This is a genomic window from Mesorhizobium sp. M0983, from assembly GCF_040318975.1.
GTDB lineage: Bacteria > Pseudomonadota > Alphaproteobacteria > Rhizobiales > Rhizobiaceae > Mesorhizobium.
This window is the reverse complement of sequence record NZ_JAMYNH010000003.1, coordinates 1-24,056: the sequence shown is the minus strand read 5'-3', so window position 1 is coordinate 24,056 and position 24,056 is coordinate 1. Positions and strand designations below refer to the sequence as shown.

General features: G+C 61.2%; 20 protein-coding genes and 3 pseudogenes. 11 read left to right on the top strand and 12 right to left on the bottom strand.

Annotated elements, in window-relative coordinates:
* Positions 1-647: 647 nt before the first annotated feature.
* Positions 648-971, bottom strand: coding sequence for a glycosyltransferase family 9 protein (locus tag NKH71_RS06555; protein WP_352894685.1), 324 nt, complete (start codon positions 969-971; stop codon positions 648-650).
* Positions 972-1,401: 430 nt separating this feature from the next.
* Between NKH71_RS06555 and NKH71_RS06550 the strand changes: the two genes are divergently transcribed.
* Positions 1,402-2,118 carry a pentapeptide repeat-containing protein gene (locus tag NKH71_RS06550; protein WP_352588401.1) on the top strand — a complete coding sequence of 239 codons (717 nt, stop codon included), beginning with the start codon at positions 1,402-1,404 and terminating at the stop codon, positions 2,116-2,118.
* 381 nt (positions 2,119-2,499) lie between these two features.
* Here the strand turns inward: NKH71_RS06550 and NKH71_RS06545 are convergent, their stop codons facing one another.
* On the bottom strand, positions 2,500-3,078 hold the full coding sequence (locus NKH71_RS06545) for a transposase (protein ID WP_352588404.1): 579 nt from the start codon (positions 3,076-3,078) through the stop codon (positions 2,500-2,502).
* 26 nt (positions 3,079-3,104) lie between these two features.
* On the opposite strand from NKH71_RS06545, the gene NKH71_RS06540 reads away from it, so the two are divergent.
* Positions 3,105-3,452, top strand: a complete 348-nt coding sequence (locus NKH71_RS06540) for a hypothetical protein (protein WP_352894782.1) — start codon at positions 3,105-3,107, stop codon at positions 3,450-3,452.
* 192 nt (positions 3,453-3,644) lie between these two features.
* Here the strand turns inward: NKH71_RS06540 and NKH71_RS06535 are convergent, their stop codons facing one another.
* Complete coding sequence (locus NKH71_RS06535) at positions 3,645-6,500, bottom strand: ATP-binding protein (RefSeq protein ID WP_023722322.1); 2,856 nt, start codon at positions 6,498-6,500, stop codon at positions 3,645-3,647.
* Between the two features lie 226 nt (positions 6,501-6,726).
* On the opposite strand from NKH71_RS06535, the gene NKH71_RS06530 reads away from it, so the two are divergent.
* The 7 genes from NKH71_RS06530 to NKH71_RS06500 all read left to right on the top strand — a co-directional run bounded on the left by NKH71_RS06530 (position 6,727) and on the right by NKH71_RS06500 (position 13,304).
* Complete coding sequence (locus NKH71_RS06530; protein WP_023722323.1) at positions 6,727-8,088, top strand: epoxide hydrolase family protein; 1,362 nt, start codon at positions 6,727-6,729, stop codon at positions 8,086-8,088.
* Positions 8,089-8,175: 87 nt separating this feature from the next.
* Positions 8,176-8,604, top strand: a complete 429-nt coding sequence (locus tag NKH71_RS06525) for a DUF6130 family protein (RefSeq protein WP_023722324.1) — start codon at positions 8,176-8,178, stop codon at positions 8,602-8,604.
* A complete protein-coding gene (locus NKH71_RS06520; RefSeq protein WP_031195070.1) occupies positions 8,601-9,881 on the top strand; it encodes an epoxide hydrolase family protein in 1,281 nt (426 codons plus the stop codon). The genes NKH71_RS06525 and NKH71_RS06520 overlap by 4 nt, the downstream gene beginning before the upstream one ends.
* 37 nt (positions 9,882-9,918) lie before the next feature.
* A complete protein-coding gene (locus NKH71_RS06515) occupies positions 9,919-10,575 on the top strand; it encodes a VOC family protein (RefSeq protein WP_031195072.1) in 657 nt (218 codons plus the stop codon).
* Positions 10,576-10,647: 72 nt separating this feature from the next.
* Positions 10,648-11,766 carry a redoxin domain-containing protein gene (locus NKH71_RS06510; protein ID WP_023722327.1) on the top strand — a complete coding sequence of 373 codons (1,119 nt, stop codon included), beginning with the start codon at positions 10,648-10,650 and terminating at the stop codon, positions 11,764-11,766.
* A gap of 28 nt (positions 11,767-11,794) precedes the next feature.
* Complete coding sequence (locus tag NKH71_RS06505; protein WP_502900340.1) at positions 11,795-12,829, top strand: alpha/beta fold hydrolase; 1,035 nt, start codon at positions 11,795-11,797, stop codon at positions 12,827-12,829.
* A gap of 55 nt (positions 12,830-12,884) precedes the next feature.
* The gene (locus tag NKH71_RS06500; RefSeq protein WP_031195077.1) at positions 12,885-13,304 is read left to right on the top strand and encodes an Ohr family peroxiredoxin; all 420 of its coding nucleotides are present in this window, start codon (positions 12,885-12,887) and stop codon (positions 13,302-13,304) included.
* Positions 13,305-13,669: 365 nt separating this feature from the next.
* Here the strand turns inward: NKH71_RS06500 and NKH71_RS06495 are convergent, their stop codons facing one another.
* The 8 genes and pseudogenes from NKH71_RS06495 to NKH71_RS33400 form a co-directional block, all read right to left on the bottom strand.
* Positions 13,670-15,598, bottom strand: a complete 1,929-nt coding sequence (locus NKH71_RS06495) for an adenylate/guanylate cyclase domain-containing protein (RefSeq protein ID WP_352894777.1) — start codon at positions 15,596-15,598, stop codon at positions 13,670-13,672.
* A gap of 635 nt (positions 15,599-16,233) precedes the next feature.
* On the bottom strand, positions 16,234-16,938 hold the full coding sequence (locus tag NKH71_RS06490; protein WP_023722328.1) for a GntR family transcriptional regulator: 705 nt from the start codon (positions 16,936-16,938) through the stop codon (positions 16,234-16,236).
* Between the two features lie 102 nt (positions 16,939-17,040).
* Positions 17,041-17,781 (bottom strand): aspartate/glutamate racemase family protein, encoded by a 741-nt coding sequence (locus NKH71_RS06485; protein ID WP_023722329.1) that lies wholly within the window; start codon positions 17,779-17,781, stop codon positions 17,041-17,043.
* An 8-nt stretch (positions 17,782-17,789) separates the two neighbouring features.
* Positions 17,790-18,512: an ABC transporter ATP-binding protein gene (locus NKH71_RS06480; RefSeq protein WP_023722330.1), complete on the bottom strand. Its 723-nt coding sequence runs from the start codon at positions 18,510-18,512 to the stop codon at positions 17,790-17,792.
* 2 nt (positions 18,513-18,514) lie between these two features.
* Positions 18,515-19,294: an ABC transporter ATP-binding protein gene (locus NKH71_RS06475; protein ID WP_023722331.1), complete on the bottom strand. Its 780-nt coding sequence runs from the start codon at positions 19,292-19,294 to the stop codon at positions 18,515-18,517.
* Between the two features lie 4 nt (positions 19,295-19,298).
* A complete protein-coding gene (locus NKH71_RS06470; protein ID WP_352791664.1) occupies positions 19,299-20,273 on the bottom strand; it encodes a branched-chain amino acid ABC transporter permease in 975 nt (324 codons plus the stop codon).
* 5 nt (positions 20,274-20,278) lie between these two features.
* Entirely contained in the window at positions 20,279-21,145 is an 867-nt protein-coding gene (locus NKH71_RS06465) for a branched-chain amino acid ABC transporter permease (protein WP_023722333.1), read from the bottom strand.
* A gap of 76 nt (positions 21,146-21,221) precedes the next feature.
* Positions 21,222-22,423, bottom strand: a pseudogene (locus tag NKH71_RS33400) (ABC transporter substrate-binding protein).
* Positions 22,424-22,609: 186 nt separating this feature from the next.
* On the opposite strand from NKH71_RS33400, the gene NKH71_RS06450 reads away from it, so the two are divergent.
* Positions 22,610-22,921, top strand: coding sequence for a DUF4143 domain-containing protein (locus NKH71_RS06450; RefSeq protein ID WP_352791662.1), 312 nt, complete (start codon positions 22,610-22,612; stop codon positions 22,919-22,921).
* Between the two features lie 102 nt (positions 22,922-23,023).
* Here NKH71_RS06450 and NKH71_RS06445 read toward each other — a convergent pair.
* Positions 23,024-23,323 (bottom strand): annotated as a pseudogene (locus NKH71_RS06445) (diacylglycerol kinase); the annotation flags it as partial.
* Positions 23,324-23,986: 663 nt separating this feature from the next.
* Here NKH71_RS06445 and NKH71_RS06440 point away from each other — a divergent pair.
* Positions 23,987-24,056 (top strand): annotated as a pseudogene (locus NKH71_RS06440) (protein-L-isoaspartate(D-aspartate) O-methyltransferase); the annotation flags it as partial.

Below are 24,056 nucleotides of genomic sequence, written 5' to 3'. Positions count from 1 at the left end.
CGATGCATCCCTCGGGTAACCTATTGAAAGCATGGTGAACCGACCGGTCTGTGGCGAACCAGTCTCCGTTTGATATTTCCTGCTAACAGGCAAAAAGCAGGGTATTTGTGCGAAATGCGCGCTTTGGGCGGGCAGAACATCAATATCTTGTCGCGATGTCAGCTACTTAGTGGGAGATTTCCTGCGCGAGGCGTCAGGGAATATCGACCAGATTTGCGTGAATATTCGCGGCCGCCGGTGAATTAACAGGGAAATCCGTTGTCGTTATGTGGGATGCGATTGCCGTTAGCTGGGATCGAATGTTCGTTATCCGGGAACGCGCTGCCGTCTTGCGGAAAATGAACGCGCAATAACGGTTCGAATCGCGCTTGCGAGGGAATGCAATGCTCTCACCCGGAAAGACATTGTCATAGCGCGGGAGGCGATTGTCGACTCGCAAGAGGCTATCTCAAGGCGATGAGCAGTAACCGACGGCGGGGGTGAATAGGGGTATTTTGCTGACTTGGCCGTTCATGAGACGCAGAGTGTAGTTTACGATATCTCGGTTCTGGATCGAGGCCCGGCTTTGATCTGATGGACCTAGGCCGCTCGCCGTCGATCCGGCCAGTTGTTAGGTCCGCCGCTTCAACGAACTAGCTGAGCTGAGCTTAACGATTCGGTATTGATTTGAGCGTTTCGAACTCGATCAGGTCGAGGGTAGCTGTGGTGACCTCCTCTACTCGCACGCGATGCACACAGTAGACGCCACCGGGATTGTTCGGCTTGCACAAGTTGGGAGCAGCGCATTGGCAGGGCAGCCGAGGCGCCACGATCCGATGCGGAACTCCGAGCGGCCCCCATATGTCCGGCGGTGTCAAGCCGTAAAGGCCGACGACAGGAGTCCCTACTGATGCCGCCAGATGCATGGGACCACTCTCATTTCCTAGAAAGATAACGGCGTCGCCAAGCAATGCCGTCAGTGCGACTAGCACCCCGTGCCGGGTCAACCTCGCCGTCGGGAAGTACCGACCGGTGCGGAACCAAGCGGATTCACGCTTGTCGGCAGCGGACGCCGGCGGTTGGCGGTCTGCACTCGAGCAGGCTCCCAATTAGCGAGACAAGCGTCCAGAGCGGAGGCCAATCTTGGCACGCGACTTCGCCAGCCTGAACGACCGCTCTCCTCGGCTTAGTCAAGCATACCTACGGAATGATGCGCCTGGCCGGTGACAAATGAATCTCTGCTGGACCGCCGATATGGGGAGGCGCTCGCAAATCGCGCCCTACGCGCGGGTTGATCTGTTGATCAACATCAAAGCTTGAATATGAGAAATGCGCCAACTGTGACGGCGGTGGTCACCGTGGCTCGAGTGTCAGCAGATGTGGTAAGGGTGAGTGTCGGCGAGTAGCAGAGGTCCAGCAACAATGACTTTGAGGCGAACCAGAGCTTACGGCACATCCGGCTTGGTTCTAGCGGTTTGCACTGTGTTTGCTTGGCAGAACGCCGCTGCCGCTCAAAATTGCGACGCAGCCGCGACGCCTGGCGTCAATTGGCAAGAGTGTGACAAGAAGCTTCTCATCCTAGATGGACAGGACCTGAGCGGGGCGAACCTGTTCGGTGTTGATTTCACTTCGACCGACCTCAGGAACACCAATCTCCGTGCGGCAAATCTTGAGAAGGCAACTCTTGTGCGTGCTTCCTTGGCCGACTCGACCGCCAAAGGCGCCCGGTTCGACAGAATCGAGGGCTACAGGACCGACTTCAGCCGTATGGACGCGCAGGGCGCTGTGTTTGCGAGCGCGGAAATGCAGCGCTCGAATTTCCAGGACGCCAATCTGACCAATGTTGATTTCACAAAGGCAGAACTGGGGCGTGCGCAGTTCCATGACGCCGATATCAGCGGCAGCCGCTTCTCGTTTGCCAATCTCGCACGGGCGGACTTCCGAGGAGCGAGGTTCACCGCGCCGATAGACTTTGACCGCGCCTTTTTCTTTCTGACCCGTATCGAGGGTGTCGATCTTTCCAATTCGGCGGGTCTGTCCCAGTGGCAGCTCAACATGGCTTGCGGAGACGCCCGGACCGAGTTGCCTTCTGGCTTGACGAGGCCTGAAGATTGGCCCTGTCAATTCCAGCAGGAATAGTTGTCGGCAAGCGAACTGCGGCAATGCTGCACCCGACAGGATTCGAACCTGTAACTTCTGCCTTCGGAGGGCGCAGATCGTCCGCCAAAGTGGCACGTTTCTGCGGTATTGCTATTGGCGAAATCGCGGCCGAAGGGTGTTTGTGCCCCTTCCGTTCACCGCTACCGGTTCAATCGAACCGGTAGCTCCTGTCCGAATAAGTGGCAGCAACTCTTGTATCGTCGAGAATGACTACCATCGTCGTGATTATCATTCAGAAGCCTGGCACCAACGCGTCGATCATACTCGCCTCGCAGCACTTGACATAGGCCGCGGCATCTTGGGGGCTTAAGCTTTCGTCGGTCAAACGCCTGTCGAATGCATCTAGAGTATCCGTCTTGGTCAAGGAAGGGATGGCGACCATTTCCGGTCGTCCCTGATGAGGGCGTTAGCGAGAACGACGAGCTTTCTCATGATGGCGGTTAAGGCGAGTTTTGCAGGTTTTCCGCCGTCTCGGAGGTCTTGGTATTTTGTCTTGAGTGACTGATTGAAACGGACCGCGACGAGGGCTGGCATGTAGAGCGCCTGCCTGACCGACGATCTTCCTCCCCGGATGAAGCACTTGCCCTTCCACTGCCCCGACTGGCGATCGACCGGTGCGAGGCCGGCGAGGCTTGCGACCTGCTTGTTGGCAAGGGTTCCCAACTTCGGCATGTCGGCGATGATGGCGAAGGCTGTGACTTCGCCAAGGCCTGGGATACTAGTGAGGATGTCGAAGCGACGGACAAGATCTGGCTCGCGGGCGACCAGCGTACGACATTCGGCGTCGATCGCATTGATCTGGGTGGTGATTTGCCTGAGCCGCTGCTCGGCCTGGCGCTTCAAAAGCGGGATGGTCAGGTTCTTCTGCCTGTTCTGCGCGGCGGTACGGTCCTTGACCAATGCGCGGGGGACTGTCGGGAATTCTGTGCGCGAGGCCATGATGATGGAAAGGAGAGAATCATCGCATGGCTATTGAGAAGGAACTTCTGGACCAACTGCTTGCCGGCCGCGATCCGAATGAGGTGTTTGCCAAGGACGGATTGCTCGACGACCTCACGAGCGCCGAACCGGGAGAACACCTCATGACCCGGCATGACCAAGTTGCTCGTACGACCGCGCCACGCCGGCGACGGTCAACGGGATGTTATGTGCACATTGCCGTCGAGCCGGTCGTCACGCACACCAATCCCGTCGGAATCAACGCTCCAGGCTCTGCGACCGGGCCCGGAAGCCGCTTCCACGACATGCCCACCGCATCCTATGCGGAAGTTCGCCCCAGGCGCTGGCACGCTCCGAAACACAAATCCCCATAGGCCGTCGTCTGCGGCCCGCGGGTTCCTGCATGAGAGACTTTCGTACGCCTGACGGCACCCGAAACCCTTCAGCATGTCGGTCATTCAGCCAGCCACTCCTGTCCTCCCGAAGCCGACATTAATAGTGCCCACACCACCGTCGAAATTGCGCCGAGAGGGGACGACACCATTAGGAGAAGTGGCATTGAGGCTCTACCTCAGTGTCGCCAGCAGGTGTTCGGCAGCCCCGACATCCGCCGTATTCAGGCTCTCCACAAAATACGCCGCAACCGACTGCAAGAGCTCGCGAGCGCTGTTGATCTCCCCGCGCCCGGCCATCAGCGTCGCCATGTCGATTGCGGTTCGCAACTCCCATGCCCGTGCGCGCTGACTTCGGCTCAACTCCAGTGCCTGCATGAGGTAGGCGGCAGCTTCATCACGGTTGCGCTCCGACTGGAGAAGGAGGCTTCCCTTCATCCGTAGCAACTCCGGGAGGTACAACTGGTCGCCGTTCTTTTCGACTTGACCAAGCGACTCGTCGATCAACGCAATGGCTTCATCAACCTGACCGATCGCGGACAGTCCCCTAACTAGCGAGAGGTTGAGCGGCGTCGTGAGCAATTCATAAGGCGCCGCGTGGAGCTTCCGAAGAGATGTCTGCAGGCCCTCGACGCCGCTTTTTGCATCGCCGTGACGGATCGCGACTTCGCTTTTGAAGCCCCGACCGACCAGCAGGTAAGGAGTCATGGAATGGGATTCCGCGCGGGCGATGAGCATATCTATGTACGCCTCGGCGCTCTTCAGGTCACCGGTCCACAGGAAGACCGATATCGCCCAGATCAACGCGATCGCCAACGTTAGAGAATGATCCATGGCGGCAGCCTCTTCGACGGCCTGTCGGGCGTGTGCCATGGCTTGGTCCGGATGGCCTTGTAGCCAAAGGTTCCTCGCCAGGATGGCCCTGGCCAGGATTTTGCCTTCGAAGCCCAGATAGATCGTCGTGGTCCGCTGGGAGCGCGGCCCACGGTCGAGCGCCGCCTCCAGCTCTGCGCGGGCCTCCGCGAGGTCGCCTCGCAGGTGGAGCGAGATGCCCAGGATCGAGTGTGCCAGCGCGTTGACGACCGAGTCGTCCAAGGTCGCGGCTGTGGCTGAACAACGCCTTGCAAACTCAAGGGCGGTTGCGAAATTGCCCGTCCGCAGATGGAACATGTTGAGCGAACCCAACAGACGCACCCGGTCCAGCGGATCGCCGCGCTGCTCGGCGATCGCCAGGCTCCTCTCCAGAGCTACGCGCGCCCTGTCGCGTCCTCCCCGCATGAACATGAAGGACACGCCGAGGGCTGCCTGAAGATGCATCTCGTCAAGTCCGCCAAGGGCGGCATCGTCGAAAGCGAATATTGCTCTTTCAGACCAGCGATGACACTCCGGCAACAAGGACATTGCCAGGAAAACCGGCGCGACAGCGCTGGCGAGTCCGACGCCGATGTCGGCGTTTCCGCTGTCGCCGAAGCACCATTCCAGGGCAGCCCGGACATTGTTGATGGCGGCGAAGTGGGGCGCCCGCTCCTCACCGGTCGCCAGGCTTGGCCACTCGATCCCGGTCTGCTCCAGCCATCTCCGATAGTAGGCGGCGTGGCGCACTGCCAGATCGGCAGCCTCGGCGTCATCGATCCGGATGTCGAGAACGTAGGCGCGCGTCGTATCGAGGAGCCTGTAGCGCATCATTGCTCCAACCGGACGCGTCGCCACGATCGATTTGGCGACAAGACTGTCCATGGCGCCAAGGACGGTCGATCGGTCGAGGGTCGCGCTCGTCACGACCTCCAGGGCGGCATCGAGCGTGAAATGACCGACGAATACAGCGAGCCTGCGAAGCACCACGCGCTCAACGTCGGTCAGGAGCCCAAAGCTCCAGTCTAGTGTCGCCTGCAAGGTCTGCTGACGCGGCGGCGCTGTCCGTGAACCGAGCCACAGCAGTGTCAGGCGTTGATCGAGAAGCGCGGCTGTCTGCTGCAGCCCATAGGATTCGACACGTCTGGCCGCCAGTTCGATCGAGAGCGCCACCCCGTCAAGCTTTCGGCAGATGCTTGCGATGATCAAGGCCTCGGCGTCGCCGACGTCCAAACGAGCGCCACCTGCCACCGCTCGCTCGACGAACAGTTGGGTGGCCGGGAATGTCTGGACGATGGCCGCCGTTAGCCCCGGTTCGTCGGGCGGAAACGCAAGCGCATCCAACCGGCAGATATGTTCGCCCTCGACCCGAAGCGCCTCGCGGCTCGTCGCCAGGATGTAGACCTGTGACGCCGCATCGACGATGCTCGAGGCCAGAGGCGCCACCGCATCCACGAGATGCTCACAGGTATCGAGGATCAAGAGAATCCGCTTGTTGCGCAAGTAAGCGATCAGGTTGGGCGTCGCATCCTCTGTTTGAACCGTTAGTCCAAGCATCGAGGCGACGGCTGTCGTCACCAGACCGGGATCGCCGATCATTCCCAGATCGACGAACAAGACCGCCCCTGAAAATGCTTCGATCAGGTGATGCCCGACTGCGATCGCGACGGTGGTTTTGCCGACGCCACCGGCGCCAACGATGGTGACGAACCGCGAAGCATTCAGCTGCACCGACAGCTTAAGAACATCCTCGTCCCGTCCGACCATCCGGCTCAAGCGGTTTGGAAGATTCGCGTGCGGAAACTCAGCGGCAATGAATAGGGCTTCGTCGCGTGGGCTGTTTAATCGCAAAACCGGCGCAACGAAGCAATAGCCCCGCCCCGGAAGCGTCGCGATGTACCGCGCGCCATCCTTTCCATCGCCCAGCGCCCTGCGCAGTCCGGTCATGTGGAACCGCAGGCTGCCTTCCTCGACGACGACATCCGGCCAAACCCGCGACATTAGATCTTTCTTGCTGACGACTTCATTCGGTGCAGAGGTCAGGACTATGAGAATGTCGATGGCGCGCGAACCCAACTCTACGGGAGCGCCTTCTCTTGTCAGGAGCCTTTCACCCGCAGCAAAATGGAAAGGGCCAAACGACAATCTGTCTTTGGCTTGTATTCCCGTTTTCGTCATGGCGTCTTCTTTTGGAGCCGCCTGCACCCAGCGCCGCAGTTTAAGTCAAGGAGCGCTCCTGCACCATAGGGAGTCTCACAGTCTAGGCGCCTCCTATCTGCTCAAAAAAGCGGCAGGCTGGCAGCGGCTAACACAAGCTCACGACGCATAACGGGCTAATCCCGCCTCCTGGGCGTAGTTCAAGCTACGTAGATAGATCGCAAACCCATCAACCCAGGAGAGACCCATGGACACGACCAGAACCTCCGAAGCAATCGACCAGGATCGCCGGCGACTTTTGGGCACTGCGGCGGCCGGCATCGCCGCCGCCGGCGCGGCAAGCCTGCTCCCGTCGCAATTGGCCGCCGCATCCACGAGCGATGCCATCCGCCCTTTCTCCGTCAGTTTCCCGCAGGAGGAGATCAATGAGCTGCGCCGGCGCATCGCCGCCACGCGCTGGCCCGAGCGCGAACTCGTCTCCGACGAGGCGTCCCGGCGGATCTGGTCGACCCCAGCAACTGTAGGGCCAACGCAGGGCGTGCAACTCGCCACAATGCAGAAGCTCATGCAGTACTGGCGAACGGAATACGATTGGAGCAAGTGCGAGGCGCAGTTGAAGGCGCTGCCGAATTTCGTCACTGAGATCGATGGGCTCGACATCCACTTCATCCATGTAAAGTCTAAGCATCAGGGCGCCCTGCCTGTCATCATCACGCACGGCTGGCCCGGTTCGGTCATCGAACTTTTGAAGATCATCGACCCGTTCACCAATCCCACTGCGCACGGAGGCACGGAGGCGGAGGCGTTCGACGTGGTGATCCCGTCGATGCCGGGCTACGGCTTTTCCGGCAAGCCCACCGAAACCGGTTGGGATCCCGGGCGCATCGCGCGGGCGTGGATCGTGCTGATGAAACGCCTTGGCTACGACCGCTACGTCGCGCAGGGCGGCGATTGGGGAGCACTCATCACGGAACAGATGGCCCTGATCGCACCTCCCGAGCTGGTCGCCATCCACACGAATATGCCGGGGACCATTCCGCCGGAGATCGTGAAGGCGCTGGCCTCCGGCGGTCCGCCCCCCGCTGATCTTGGCCCCGACGAGAAGCGTGCCTACGAGCAGGTAGCGTTCTTCTACCAAAACGGCCTGGGCTACGCCAACGAGATGGCTCTTCGTCCGCAAACGCTCTACGGGATCGTCGATTCACCGGCCGGCCTGGCGGCGTGGATCCTCGATCACGACGCGGACAGTTATGCGCTGATCGCCCGCTCCTTCGATGGAGAGCCGGAGGGCCTTACCCGCGACGACATCCTCGACAACATCACGTTCTACTGGCTGACGAACACGGCGATCTCGTCGGCACGTCTCTATTGGGAACATACGCAAACGGCGAAGGCCGGCTTCTTCGACGCCAAGGGCATCACCATTCCCGTCGGTGCGACTGCGAACCCCAGTGAAATCTACACCGCACCGAAGAGTTGGACCGAACGCGCGTTCCCGAAGCTTCTGCACTATGGCCGCACGGACAAGGGCTGCCATTTCGCCGCCTGGGAGCAGCCGAAGAGTTTCACCGATGAGGTGCGCGCAACATTCAAGACGTTGCAGACATGACGTGTTGGCGGGGGATGGCGCGCCGGACGCTCGTCATCTTCCGCCCAGCGATAGCTGCGTAGCGAACCTCCGAAGGGAGCGACTGCAATGAACCCCCTCATCAAGACGCTCACCGCACTCGCGGTTTGCACCGTGCTCGCCACGGGCGCGTTTGCCCAGAGCACGGTCGTTCCCATCGACAACGAGCCCGCATCCAAGCTGATCGTGGAGCCGCCGCTTCCGGGTCCGTTGGCCAACGGCGTCGTGTTCATCCCGTACCGGGTGGAGAACTTGCGCATCCTGCCTGTGGGCGGGGCGGCCGCGCGCAACGTGTCTCCGCGGGTCGGGCATCTGCACGTCACCGTCGACGACCTGCCTTGGGCGTGGGCGGACTACGGTCAGAGCAACACCATCATCTTGGTTGGCATGCCAAGCGGCCAGCACAAGGTGCTGATCGAGGTGGTGGATCCCGAAGGCAAAGTCTTCACCAAACAAACGGTGACGTTCCACACTCCGGACAAGAAGGTGCAGCCATGAGGCTCGACCAACTGGCGGCCGTGCTGGCATTCGGGCTTTGCATCCTTTCCGCGCCCGCCTCCGCCAACCCGGTCGAGGATCGCTCGATCCGGCCCTTCAAAGTCTATGTGCCGCAAGCGCCGCTCGATGATCTTCGCAGTCGCATTGCGCAGACAAGGTGGCCCGACCGGGAGACGGTCGATGACCAGTCGCAGGGCATACAGCTCGCGAAGATCAGGCCGCTCGTCGAGTATTGGGGCACGGCCTACGACTGGCGGACAGCGGAAGCGAAGCTGAATTCCCTGCCCCAGTTCATGACCACGATCGACGGAGTGGACATCCACTTCATTCACGTTCGCTCGAAACATCCCAATGCCTTGCCGCTGATCATGACGCATGGCTGGCCCGGCTCGGTGCTGGAACTGCTCAAGACCGTCGGCCCTCTCACCGATCCCACGGCGCATGGCGGTAGCCCGGAAGACGCGTTCGACCTCGTACTGCCGTCGTTGCCGGGTTTCGGCTTCTCCGGCAAACCCACAGATACCGGCTGGGGTACAGACCGCATTGCACGAGCCTGGGCAGAGCTGATGAAGCGCCTTGGCTACACAGATTACGTCGCCCAGGGCGGCGACTGGGGCTCTCCCGTTTCGAATGCAATGGGACGTCTGGCCCCGGCAGGCCTGCTCGGCATTCATGTCAACCTGCCGGCTGTCGTACCGCCAGAGATTGCCGCGGTGCTCGCCGCCGGCGGACCGGCGCCGGCGGGGCTCATGGACAAGGAGCGCGCGGCGTTCGATGCGCTCAGCATGGCCGCCAAGATGGGGAACAGATCCTACGCCACGATGATGGGCACCCGGCCCCAGACGATCGGTTACGCCATCAATGACTCCCCCGCAGGGCTCGCCGCTTGGATGCTCGGGCATCCGGGCTTTTCGGGCTGGACCTACGACAAAAGCGACCCCGAAAAGTCGCCTGACGAGGTGCTGGACGATATCACGCTGTACTGGCTGACGGACACCGCCACCTCGTCCGGGCGAATTTACTGGGAGTACGGCGGCGGGCGCAGTCCCGTTTTTGCCGGCCCTGAAAAGACCAGCGAAGTCTCGCTGCCGGTGGCCATCACGGTCTTTCCGGGGGAAGGCTATCAGGCCCCCGAGACGTGGGCCCGGCGCGCCTACCCCAACCTGATCTACTTCCATGAGGTCGACAAAGGCGGCCACTTCGCCGCGTGGGAGCGGCCGGAGCTCTTTTCTGCCGAGTTGCGCGCCGCGTTCAGGCCGCTGCGGCAAACCAAATAACCACCTCACTCGAAAGGAACGACAAATGTCTCAAACCATGAAAACGCCCCGTGACGAAAAGCACGAAACTGCGACCGGGACCCTCAAAAAGCAGGCGCTCGACATGAAGCTCGAGGTCGTGGTCATCCCCGTCTCGGACGTCGATCGCGCCAAGAGCTTTTATATCGGCCTGGGCTGGCGGCTCGACGGCGATTTCGTCGTCGGCGATACGTTCCGGGGTGTGCAGTTCACACCTCCGGGCTCGCCTGCCTCGATCCACTTCGGCACGGGGGTCACGACGGCGGAGCCCGGCTCGGCAAGCGGGCTTTATCTTGTCGTGTCGGACATCGAGGCGGCGCGCGCCGAGCTCATTGGCCACGGCGCCGAGGTCAGCGAGGCGTTTCACCGCACAGGTCCCGGCAAGCCGGCGGTCAAGGGGCGCGATCCCGAGCGGCGCAGCTACTCCTCGTTCGCGACGTTCAAGGACCCGGACGGCAACGAATGGCTGCTGCAGGAAATCACCACCCGCTTTCCCGGCCGGATCGACACCACGACCTACGCTTCCGGAGCGGATCTTGTTGCCGCGCTGCGACGCGCGTCGGAGGCCCACGGCGAGCACGAGAAGCGCAACGGCGGCCAGCGCGATGAGAACTGGCCGGACTGGTACGCGGAATACATGGTGGCTGAGCAGGCCGGCAAAGAGCTTCCGCTCTGAAGGATTCAGCGCGCAGCGCGCCGCTGAACCGTCTGCGCGGCGATATCGATCGAAACTGAAAAGGCGTCGTCGATGAAAGCAATTAAGCTGCTCGTCGCCGTGGCGCTCGCAATGGCAATCGGGGCTCCGATTGCCAGTTTTCTGGGAGACACGAATGTGGCTCAGCCGATACCCTCCGCACCGATGAGGGTTCCGTTCCTTCACGGACTTTCCTCCGACCAGTTCGAGAGTCAATCCGAGCTTGCTTCGCTTGGCGTGGCGCACGAGTGGATAAATTCGCCGCCGCTGACGGCGTCGGCTTTGCATGGCAAGGTCGTCCTCATCGATTTCTGGACCTACACCTGCATCAACTGGCTGCGCACGCTTCCCTACGTTCAGGCCTGGGACGAGAAATACCGGAAGCATGGTTTGGTGGTGATCGGAATCCACGCGCCGGAGTTCTCGTTCGAAAAAGACCTGAACAACGTGCACCGGGCGGTGAAAGACCTGGGGATCGATTACCCGATCGCCGTCGACAACGACCATCTCATATGGCGGGCTTTCAGCAACCAGTACTGGCCGGCACTCTATTTCGTCGATTCGCGGGGACGCGTCCGGTATCACCACTTTGGCGAGGGCTCATACCAACAGTCGGAAATGGTCATCCAGGAATTGCTGACTGAGGCTGGCGCCGGCGGATTCGACCGTGAGCCTGTGTCGGTGGATGCCCGCGGCATCGAGGCCGCGGCCGATTGGGAGACCCTCAAGTCTCCGGAAAATTATCTCGGCTACGAACGCACCCAGAATTCTGCCTCCGGCGGTGAAGCGGTCTTGGACGCGCCGCACATCTACGACGTGCCGGCGCGACTACGCCTGAATGAGTGGGGGCTGTCTGGCAGTTGGACGGTAAGGAAAGAAACCGCCGTACTGAACAAGTCCGATGCCCGCATCGCGTACCGTTTTCACGCGCGCGACCTTCATCTGGTCATGGGTCCGGCAGCGCCGGGAACGTCTGTGAGATTTCGCGTGCTGATCGACGGGCAGCCGCCAGGCACGGCTCACGGCATCGACGTCAATGAAATGGGCGAAGGCGCAGTGACAGAGCAGCGCCTGTACCAACTGATCCGACAATCGAAACCCATCGTCGATCGCCAGTTCGAGATCGAGTTTCTCGACTCAGGCGTGGAGGTCTTTGCATTCACGTTCGGCTGATCGCCCGCGCAAGGATAGAGGTTCCCAAATGCATTCGCTCAATATCCCCGATGAAATCGACCAAGATCGCCGTCGGTTCTTTGGCGCCGCCGCGATGGCTGTCGCCGCCACTCAGTTCGGCCTGATCGGCCCGGCACAAGCGCAACAGACGACTGGAGAGCCTGCGGCGTCCTTTGGGCCCTTGAAGCGGATCGAGGCCGGCGTGCTGAGCGTCGGCTATGCGGAACTTGGACGGACCGACGGCCCGCCCGTCATCCTGCTACATGGCTGGCCGTATGACATCCACACCTATGCCGATGTCGCTCCTCTGCTGGCAGCGAAAGGCCACCGCGTGATTGTTCCCTACCTGCGCGGATACGGCACGACCCGATTCCTGTTGGACGACACGATGCGCAACGGTCAGCAGTCAGCGATTGCCGCGGACATTGTCGCCCTGATGGACGCACTGGGCATCGAAAAGGCGACGATTGGCGGCTGCCACTGGGGCGCGCGCACCGCGAACATCATTGCCGCACTATGGCCTGAACGCTGCAAGGCGATGGTCTCGGTGAGCGGCTACCTCATCGGCAACCAGCAAGCCGGCAAGCTGCCGCTGCCACCCAAGGCCGAGCTGCAATGGTGGTATCAATATTACTTCGCCACCGATCGCGGCCGCGCCGGCTACGAGAAATACACACGAGATTTCACCAGGCTGATCTGGCAACTCGCGTCGCCGCGGTGGAATTTCGACGATGCCACATTCGAGCGCAGCGCCGCAGCCTTCGACAATCCCGATCACGTGGCCATTGTGGTCCACAATTATCGCTGGCGGCTCGGACTCGCCGCCGGCGAGCAGCAATACGACGCGTTCGAGGAGCGACTCGCGCAGGCACCGGTCATCGGCGTGCCGACGATCACCCTCGAAGGCGACGCCAATGGCGCGCCGCATCCGGACGCCAGCGTATACGCCACGATGTTCCCGGGCAGATACGCGCATCGGGTCGTCACCGGCGGCATCGGGCACAACCTGCCCCAGGAAGCGCCGCAGGCCTTTGCCGATGCCGTTGTCGAAGTCGACGCCTGATCGAGTTCGCGGCAACCGCCGAAGCGGCGGTTACCGCTACCAGCAAAGAATGCCCATGAGCCACATCACAAGGGTTGTCTATACGGCCAGGACCGCAACCACGGGCAGTCGCGAAAATGGCGCCTCGCGCAGTTCCGACGGTCTTCTGGACATCTGGCTATCGACGCCTGGATCGGCGCGCATCGGCACCAATCCGGAGCAGTTGCTCGCGGCCGGCTGGTCGGCCAGCTTCGCAAGCGCAATCGCATCTGCGGCCCACGAACGAAAAATCGCGCTGCCTGCAGGGATGAGCATCGAGGCCGAGGTGAATCTGAACTACGGAGAAAACGGCCACTTTCTTAGCGTCCAACTGGATATTGCCGTGCCGAGTCTGGAGCGCGATGTGGTACAAATTCTGGTGGATGAAGCGCACGAGATTTGTCCTTACTCCAAAGCGACACGGGGCAACATCGATGTCGTAATGAGGATCGTCTGATTTGACCTAAATCGCTCTTCGGCGTTGAAGCTTTTGGCACCTCGCTCCCAGTCTGTTCAGGGTCAGATGATGATGATGCCCACATCGACGTGAATGTCCGCTTTCGATATCCACGGGCTCGAAGCTGCCGATCCGTTGTCGGCCCATTCCTGACATAATCGCCACTGCTCAGAAAATCACTTGCTCAGCCGGCTTCCACCGTAGGGATACTCACTTGAGCGTTTGACCCTGAGTTCTTCGTTCGCTAGCGGGAGCCTCGCGCGGCGTCACAACCATATGTGTCATCGCCTCCAACCTTCGGCGACAGCGCCCGCCAGTGCCGGGGTGATTCGCGGCTCACGTCTCCCTTTTGCGCCGAGCTTGTTCTATGGCTGCCCGAGAGGCTGCGCCTCCCCCGCCTCGCATTCCGGCAGCCGCACAGGTTTGGCGAGTTTTGCCAGCGACCCGGTCTTGGCGCACGCCGGGAAGCCGGCTAGCGGCATTGTCTCGATGAAACGACCGCGCTCCGTCTTGCTCAAGCTGAATTCATTGACCATGCCCTCGACGGTCAGGTCCGGATACCGTTTGAGGGTTTCCCGGACCGAAGCATTCGCCTCATCGATTCGACCCAGAGCCGCAAAGGAGCTGCTACGCACCACCCAACCCCCTTTGCCGTAGTTATCGGGCGTCTTGCGCTCCAGCATCTTCAAGGCGTCCTCATAGCGACCAGCCATAAAATAGGCAGTGGAGTAGAAAGCAGTTGCCCACATCGGGTAATTCGGGTCGAGCCGTATAACTTGGTCGACCAACTGAGCGCCGCGTTCGGGTTCGTCGAAGCCTGCCGCAAAGCCGGAATAGAATGTCAGGATTTCGGCCGAACCCGGAGCGAGGCGGAGGGCCGTGTCCAGCTCGACCTTGGCGCGGGCGTTGTCGCCCTTGTCTTTGAGGCTCATGCCAAAAACGGCGTGCGCCTCGGCGTCGCTCGGATCGAGCCGCACCGCGCGTTCGGCTACATCGGCAGCCGCCTTGATCTCGCTCTCGGGATTGATACCGAAGCCAGCCAATATGTTATGAGCATGATAAAGTTCCACCCAGGCGCGGGCGAACCCCGGGTCCAGCTCGACAGCGAGGTTGAGCAGCCTGATGGCCTCCTCCTCATCCGCTACGGTAATCTTTTCAATCCTTTCGGTTCCGAGCAGGTAGTAATCATAGACAGTCAAGTTGTCCGGCCGTTTACGCTTCGCTGCAGCCCGCCCCGCGCCTTGAATCAGCCCCACGCCGTTGCCGAGGCGGTTGGTGACCTGCTCGGCGATCTCGGTTTGAACGGCGAATACGTCTTCAGCAGGCCGGTCCCATCGCTCCGACCACAGATGGTTGCCGGTTTTTGCATCGATCAGCTGCGCGGTGATCCGCAGCCGACCGCCCAGGCGCTGGATCGAGCCTTCCAGCACATAGCCGACGTCGAGCGCACTCGCGACCTGGCGGACATCCAGCGACTTGCCTTTGTACGCTTGCGTCGAATTGCGTGCCACGACGTCGAGTTCGGGAAACTGCGCGAGATCGGTGATGATGTCTTCGGTGAGGCCATCGGCCAAACGCCCGGTGGCCTCGTCGCCGCCATAATTATTGAAGGGCAGCACCGCGATCGACGGCTTGGCCCCCAGTGGCGCAGGCTGAAAGACCCACCATGTCCCTCCACCCGCCAGAGCCAGCACCACGATGGCCGCCGCAGCCGTCCTGGCCCAGCGCGGCATCATTCCGAGAAGCGGGCGGCGCGCCGGCTTGCCATCGAGCCTCAGCCGGTACATCCGCACGGGGCGATTGATATTCTTGACTTGCTGCTCGCCAGCGAAATCGAGGGGCCAATCAAGCTTGCCCTGCAGATGGTCAAAGGCCGTGCCCGATACGATCACGCCGCCCGGGTCAGCGAGTTGCTGCAACCGAGCGGCGATATTGACGCCGTCGCCATACACATCGCCATCCACGAGCGCCACATCGCCAAGATTTATCCCGATGCGGAACACAATCCGCTCATGCTCCGGCAGTCCACCATTGCGAACGGCCACAGCTTTTTGAATTTCGGCTGCGCAGATTACCGCATCGACCACGCTGTTGAAGACGACAAGTGCGCCATCTCCTAATAGTTTGACAATTCGACCCTGGTGCAGAGCGATCGCCGTATCGGTTACGTCGGCCCGGATAGCTCTCAGGCGTCCGATGGTGCCAGCTTCGTCAATTTCGATCGCCGTTGAATAGCCGACCATATCCGCTGCAAGGATCGCCAGCAGTTTCCGGTTCAATGGAGGGACGATCATCATCCGGCCCCGGACCCAACATGGCTAAAATTGTACACCTATCGCGGCGCCCTGACGAGCCCGCCCGGCCAAAGCCAGGAGGTCGTCCATTAGCCCCAGTGGTCCGAAAGGTCGCTTCTGGCGCACAGCGGTCAGACGGGGCTGGACGCAAGGGCCGGCTATCTTGTCCAGTCATCTTGAAAGCTGACAGTCCGGTTCCGGCCCCTTCCAGGCATTCACAATGCCGGTCGATCGCCGATCTGACCGCCAGAGGCTGTTGACGTCGAAAACACATAAGCCGCTAGGTGTTCCCCTTTTGTGCTTCCAAAGTCGCATAAACTGGAACTGGCCTCTCGCGAGGGCCATCGACCGATCGCATCAGGTCGTATCTAAAGGCCGTAAGAAAAACCGGCAGTTTGCCAATCCTTGCTGCGACTGCGTGCCTCAAGCTCTGATCGGCGCATTGCCCGTCCGTTGTGCGGCAGCAGGAGTAGCCGAAGCTGGAGGGCAGCGCCGCGGACTCAACGAGCGCTACTGTTATGACGGCAGGAACGAAGAAGCAGTCCTCATGGATCGATGCATGCTATGCATTGCTTCGATCACGCCCAGCACGTGCGGACATAGGCGAACTCCGGCGAAGAGTTTGACAGCGGAGATCAGCGCAAGATGTCCGACAGGCTCTCGGGCTTCTTCTCGCCAAGCGACAGATCAAGGCCCGACAGAAGGTCGATGAGATGACTTTGCATCAGGTCGGACGCGTTTTTTGCGTCGTGCTTTTCGATGGAATCGACGAGAGCGTGATGGGCGTGGCTTTCGCAGGTGGTGTCGCGGCGGCGCCAGTAGAGCGCGATGATCAGCGACGACCGCGACAACAGGTCCTTGACGAAGCCGGTCAGGATCGAATGGCCGGCGATTTCAGCGATGCCGACATGGAATTTTGCCGACAGCATTATGGCGTCGCTGTCGCGGCCGGCATGCAGGGCCTCGTGCTCTTTTTCGAGATGAAGCCGCAGTTGCGCGATCTCGGCCGGCTTTGCCACTTCGGCGGCAAGCGCCGCGACCTTGGGCTCGATCAGCGCTCGCGCTTCGAACACCTCGCGCGCTTCCTGCTTGGTCGGCTGGGCGACGAACGCGCCGCGGTTCGGCTCGAGCCGAGCCAAGCGGTCATGCGACAGCGCCTGCAGCGCCGCGCGTATCACCGCGCGGCTCACCGAATAGATCGAGGCGAGCTCGTCCTCGGGCAGCTTTGTGCCCGGTGCGAGGCGGTGGCTGACGATGGCGTCGCGCAGGCCGGCATAGACCGGAAACCAGCGCATCGTCGGCTTGTCGCCATCCCGTGTCTTTGGTCCAAGCAGGTCCATCGTCTCATTGTCCCGGCGGCCGGATCGCATAGCGGCGCGAACACCGCGTTTCCGGCCGGACATCGAACATCCTGTGTGGGAGTGTCAACAATTTTGCACGCATCAGGATACACGGCCGGAGGGCGAAAAGGGCGCAAAGATTCCGGCGAAGGATTTTTCGAGTGGAACCTGGTAGCCGCCGCGCTTCGAGGTCGACAGGCCAAGGCTGACGAGGCTCTCGCAGAGTTGTACCGCGCAGGCGACGCCGTCGAGCACAGGAAGGCCATGTTCGCGGCTGAGCGCGGCGGCGAGGTCGGCCATGCCGGCGCATCCCAGCACAATCGCTTCGGCCCGGTCGTCGCGGATGGCGCGCTCGATCTCCTCCGAAATTCGATGGCGGGCGTTGGAGCCGGGCACTTCGAGCTCCAGAACGGGAACGTCGCTTGCCCGCACCCTGGCGCAGCGGCTGGCGAGGCCGTAGCGCACCAGATTGTGCTCGATCGCCGGCACCGAACGCGACAGCGTCGTCACCACGCTGAACTTGCCGGCAATTAGGCTCGCCATGTGAAACGCCGCTTCGCCGATGCCGACCACCGGCATCTCGCCGACGCAGCGTACTGCGTCGAGGCCGGTGTCGTCGAAGCAGGCGATAACGCAGGCGCTCGCCGCCGGATGTCTCTGGATCTCGCCGATCATTCCCGGGATGGCGAAGACCTCGTCAAAATAGCCTTCGACGCTCGGCGGCCCGTCCTTCGGATTGACGGCGATGATCCTGGTGCCGGCCGAAGCCGCGCCGCGCGCCGCCTCGCCGATCTTTTCGGTCATGGACGCGGTGGTGTTGGGATTGACGACGAGTATGTCCATTTGCGCTTTCATATTTCGCCGCCGAGATAGAGTTTCTTGACCCGGTCGTCGCCAAGCAGCTCAGCCGAATGTCCGGCCAGCGCGATCTTTCCGGTCGTCAGTGCGTAGGCGCGCTGCGAGATGCGCAGCGCCATGCGCGAATTCTGCTCGACCAAGAGAACGCTGACCTTTTCGTCGCGATTGATCGCCACGATGGAGCGGGCGATGTCCTGGACGAGCTTCGGCGCGACGCCGAGCGAGGGTTCATCGAGCAGCAGAAGCTTCGGTTTGGCCATCAGCGCCCGCCCGATCACCAGCATCTGCTGTTCGCCGCCGCTCATCGTGCCCGCCGTCTGGGAATAGCGTTCCTTCAGGCGCGGAAAGCGCGCGAGCACCATGTCCAGCGTCCTGGCGATTTCGGCCTTGTCGGTGCGGGTGAAGGCGCCCATCATCAGATTGTCGCGCACCGTCATGTAGGAAAAGACGCGCCGACCCTCCGGCACCATGGCGATGCCCATCCTGACCAGCTCGTCCGGGCGCGTTCCGTCGATGCGGTGGCCCCGGAAATGAATCTCGCCGCTGCGGACTTTCTTCAGGCCGGTGATGGCGCGCAGGATCGAGGATTTGCCCGCGCCGTTCGCGCCGATCAGCGCGACGGTCTCGCCCTCGTTGACGTTGAGCGACACGCCCTTCAGTGCATAGACATGGTCGTAGTAGAGTTCGATGTCGGAGACTTTCAGCAGTTCGCTCATGGCTAAAATCCGATCGTCTCATCTTCGACGCCGAGATAGGCCTCGATGACCTTTTCGTTCTCCTGGATTTCCTTCGGCGTTCCCTCGGCGATTTTCACACCGAAGTTCAGGACGACGATGCGGTCGGAAATGTTCATGACGGCGGGCATATCGTGCTCGACCAGCAGGACAGTCACGCCGCGCTTCCGCACGCCGCGCACCATCTCCACCGCGCGCACGGTTTCGTCATGGTTCATGCCGGCGAAGGGCTCGTCGAGCAGAAGCACGGTCGGGTTGGTAGCGAGCCCGATGGCAATCCCGAGCGCGCGCAGATGGCCGTGCGGCAACGTGCTGGCGATCTCATGCCGTTGCGTGCCGAGATCGAGGAAGTCGATGATCTCGTCGGCCGAGCGGCCGAATTCATCCTCGTCGCGCCGTGCGGTGTTCGTGCCGAGATAGAAGCCGGCAAGGCTGGCATTGGAACGCAGGTGATGCGCGATGATGACATTGTCGCGCACCGTCATGCCCTTGAAGATCGTCGTCTCCTGGAACGTGCGCACCACGCCCTTCCGGGCGACGATATGCGGCGCCAGGCCTGAAATCCGCTCTTCCCGGAATAGCACTTCGCCCGAGGTCGGATTGAGGAAAGAGGAAATCAACTTGAACAGCGTCGACTTGCCGGCGCCGTTGGGGCCGATGACGGAGAGGATTTCGCGTTCGCGGACCGCGAAGGAAACATTGTTGACCGCGACCAGCCCGCCGAAGCGTTTGTTCACGGCCTTGATCTGGAGAAGCTCAGTCATGGTCCTAGCCCTGCTTCTTGCCGAACAGCCTGAGGCTGAGCAGGCCGTTGGGAAGGAACAGCATCAGCGCGATCAGCACCGAAGAGAAGATCAGCAACTGGAACTCGCCGGTCTCGAACAGGAAATCCCAGCCGAAATAGAGCACGAAGGTGCCGATCATCGGCCCGAAGACGTGGCCGAGCCCGCCGAGGAAGCAGTTCAGCATGAAGTTCACCGAGTCGGTGACGGTGAAGCTCGACGGATAGATCGACTGCGAGATGGCGACGAACATCGCACCGCCGAGACCGCCGAGGAATGAGGAGAAGGCGTAGGCGATAACGCGCAGATAGGCGATGTTGACGCCGATCGAGGAGGCCAGTTCCTCGTTCTGCTGCAACGACTGGCAGAGTTTGCCAATGCGCGAATGGACTAGGCGGTAGAGCGCCGCAAAGCACAGCGCCATCAGCACAACCGACACCAGATAGAAGGCGGGACGCGGATTGGCGAGCGTCGCGAAATCTGGAAGGATGGTCAGCCCGAAGATCGAGATGCCGCCGGGGAGCGGAATGCTGACCATGCCCTTGGCTCCGTTGGTGATCGGCAGCGCCAGCGCGAGCAGCCGCGCCACTTCGGTCAAAACCAGCGTGACCATGGCGAAATAGACGCCGCGAAGCCTGAGGATGGGCAGTCCGATCAGCACGCTTGCAGCGGCGCAGAATAGCCCAGCCAGCGGCAGTGTCAGCCAGAACGACACACCGTACTGGACGACAAGAATGGCCGAAACATAGCCGCCCATAAGCGCGAAGGCGCCCTGGCCGATATTGATGCGGCCGATGTAGAAAGTCACCCACACCCCGGCGCTGGCGATGCTGAGCAGCGCGACCGAGGTCAGCGTGTAGTAGAGGTCGAGCCGACCGGTCGCCTCGATCAGCCAGGGCACGCCGACGAGTACGACCAGCAGGAAGACAGCGACGACGAGGATGTTGCGTGTACGCTTCATGTCCATCATCCCCACGGCTTGCCCATGAGCCCGTTCGGGCGGATGCTCAGGAACACCATCAGCGCGGCGAAGATGACGAGATAAGTGACGTCGCCATATTGGCGTAGGACCGTCAGGCCGACCGATTCCATCATGCCGAGGATGAAGCCGCCGGCGATCGCTCCGCTGACCACGCCGGCCCCGCCGATCATCACCATCAAGAACGCCTTGATCGAGATCGGCCCGCCGATGCCCGAATTGACGCCGGTGATGGCGACCAGCAGCCCCCCGACTATGCCGGCAAGCATGGCGCCGAGCGCAAAGCCGATCATCGAATAGCGGTCGACCTCGACGCCCATCAGCTGCGCCGCGACCCGGTCCTGCGCCAGCGCCCGCATGGCGCGTCCCGGCTTGCTGTACTGCATGAAAAGCACGAAGGAGGCGATGAACAGTATGGCGAGTGCGCCGACCAGCAGCCGGTCGTAAGGCATTATGAGGCTGTCGGAGACGAAGACGCCTTTGACGATCTTCGGCACGCCGCGCTGCTTTTCGCCGAACAGGAGGAGGATCACGGCGTCGAGGAAGAATGCGACCGCCGCCGCGAGAAGCATCGTACTTTCCTCCCGCACGCTTCGCTTAATCACCGTCCTGAAAAGGAATTTCTCGACAAGCGCTCCAATGACCAGCAGCGTGACCCCGGACGCGACGAGCGCGACGACGAAAGGCATGCCGAGCTGGCCATAGACGGTGTAGGTGACGAAGCCGCCGAGAACGTACATCTGCCCATGGGCAAAGTTAAGCACGTTCATTAGCGCGAAGATCAGGGTCAGACCGAGCGCGATCAACGCGTATTGCGCGCCAAGATAAAGCCCGTTGGCGATGACTTGTTCCATCAGGATGGTTCCGGCCGTTCAGAGGCTGAAGACGAATGCTCGAGTCTCTGCGGCAATCCGCTTCAGTGCAGTTGCGTCAATCGACTTGAGCGACGAAGAGCGTCTCGAACTTGCCGTCGCGGTATTCCGTGACCACCATCGGGACCGAAAGCTGGCGCTTCTGGCCAAACGACGTCATTCCGACATAGGTCAGCTTGGCATCGTCCTTCAGATAGGGATTGGGCGCCGAGAAAGTGTCGATCGTCTTCTTGAACTCCTCGACATTGTCGATCGCGGCCGGGTTCGCCTTCAGCGTCTCGATGATGTATTCGAGCGCGTAGACCTTGGTGTTGGACTCGTCATTGTATTCGCCGAACATTTTCGTATAGCGTTCGACGAATTCCTTCATCGTGTCGGACGCGATTTCGGGCGTCGATGCGCCGCCGACCGAGATGAAGCCGTTGGCCAACTCGCCCGCGCCCTCTTCCAACACCTTGGCATCCTGCGCCGTTTCGGTGGAGATCAGGCCTTCGTAGCCGAGCTCGCGCGCGGCGCGGATCAGCAGCGGCGCATTGCCCGGCGCGACGCCCGAAAGCACCAGCAGGTCCGGTTTTTGCAAAACGATCGGCGTCAGTACCGGCGTGAAATCGCGGGTGTCGTTTTGGTAGACATCCGTGGCAGCCACAACCTCGAGCCCGAGCGCCTTTGCCGCGGCAACACCGCCATCCCGCTGGCTCAGCGGATCGGATTCGTTGGCGGCGACAAAGGCAACTTTTTTCACGCCCCTGTTTTCCATGAGATATTTGTAGATCGCCGGAGCCGACTGGTAGTTGGCGATCATGCCGAGCACGGCGTTGGATGCCGGCGGGTGTAGAGTTCCTTCGGGAATGCGTAGGGAAAATAGATGATGCCCTTGGATTCTGCCACGGGACGCACCGCCGCCGCGCCGTCGTCGACATTCGGACCGACGACATAGTGGATGCCCTCCTGGGCCATCTTCTCCATGCCGGCGATCGCCCGCTTCGGGTCCTTCTGGTCGTCGAAGGTGACGATTTTGACGTCATAGGTCTCGTCACCAATCTTCACACCGCCGGTTTCGTTGATCCAGGCGGCGCGCGTCTGCATCGAGCGGACGTTGGATGTGCCCCACGCAGCGGCCGCGCCACTCGTCACGCCGACAAAGCCGATCTTGAGTTCCTTGTTGGCGGCGTGCACCGCTATTGTGCCGCCGGCCATGATTGCCAGCGCGGAGACGGCGCCGCGCGCCGCGGATGTGATTATTGAACGTCTGTTGATCATTGTTCTTTCCCCTTTGGAGGCCGCGCATTGTTGCGACAGAACTCGACCGATACGCGGATTTTGTGAGTGAAGGCTCAAATCAATCACCTGTCAACAAAACTTTATCAGATTGTTTACAATCTTGTGAGCGGCCGTAGACTAAGAACGTAGGACCGATCGCGGTTCGGTGCTTTGCTCGAGAGGTTCGTGGTGTCGGAATTCCTGAAGCTCGCATGGTGGTCAGAGCGACGGGTGTCTTTCTCACACTACCGGACCAAGGATCAGGAGGAGGTCGGCGTCGTGATCGAGGATCGACGCGGTCGGGTCGTCGGTATCGAGGTGAAGGCCTCCGCAAACGGTTCCGCAGGACTTTCGGGGATTGCACCAGTTGCAGGAAGGAGTCCGCGATCGTTTTGTGCGCGGGCTGGTGCTGCACGACCATCACCGTGTGACGCCGTTCGGCGAAATAATTGCAAGCTGCGCCGCTGTCGGTTCTGTGTTCGATGTAAAGTTGCATAAAATGCGGTCTGGAACTTGGGTCGCGAGGTGGTCTAAATAATCCCAGATCGATACGAGCCGAGCCTTCATTGGTCGCGGTGATTTCTGGCAACTTCGCCACCCCGTAAGCCATCTTGCATCGAACCAGCGGTCCGCCGGCCCGTCATAGGGCAGCCGCGTGACATCCCAGTGGCTGACGAAGCGCGCGTAGGCGTCCCAGACCGGTGGACCGCCGCCGATGAAGACGACACGGCCGGCAAAGCGCTTGAGCGTGTCCTCGGGATCCATACTGGAGCGAACGACGACAAGTTCCCGATCCGCGCGAGCAAAATCCGGAACGCTCGCGATCGTCTTGGGACCGGCGAGCAAGACGTGTCCTCTCGTGACGTCGAAAAACCGTGCAACGTCGGCTACGAACTCCGGCGAGCCGAAGCGATATTGGCAAACTGAAACGTCAGAGCGGGCATCGCGCAGATGCCCGCCACCATGGGTACGGATGCACGCAAGGGACCGAAGAAGCGCCGGCGACCCCCCACCGCTCGAAGAACAGGAGAGGGGCCAATAGTGCGAAACCCGCTTTCCAAGCCGTTTGCCGATCCAGAAGGACAGCCAGTCCCCCAGTGCCGCGCCAATGGCGGCGGCAAGCCATCACGAAATTCCGGTTCTTCTCAGCAGCGCCACGCGGGCTAACGCTGATTATTGTATGGCCGGCCTGCAGCGCGAATCGCGCTGCTGGCTCGCCCAGGTTCGGCCATCGTCAATCGCCAGATCACGCACGATCAGCACGGGATGGAGCCGGTGAACGACAGCGCAGGGTTCGGCGTCGTTTTGGCCTTCGGCCTATTGGTGCTCAATTGGCTGGCGATCCGCTATATCGATGTTGTCGCCTGGCTGGCGAGCTTCTGATGCGCACGCCGTTCCACCCCGGTGCGAGGAACGGGAGAGCACCAAGGACGGCGACGAAATAGCAGGGCGGTACAACCCGCCCCAACCGAAGCCGCGTTCTCGACGACATGGTTACTGTGACAAGACGAACAGGGTATAAGGCTATGAGGCAGCAGACTGGTTGAGGAGCGCCCCACCGTCATGAAGCCGATGAACGAAGAGCATCTCGCGGTTCTACGCAGGCACATGGTCGAGATGATTGCAATTCACA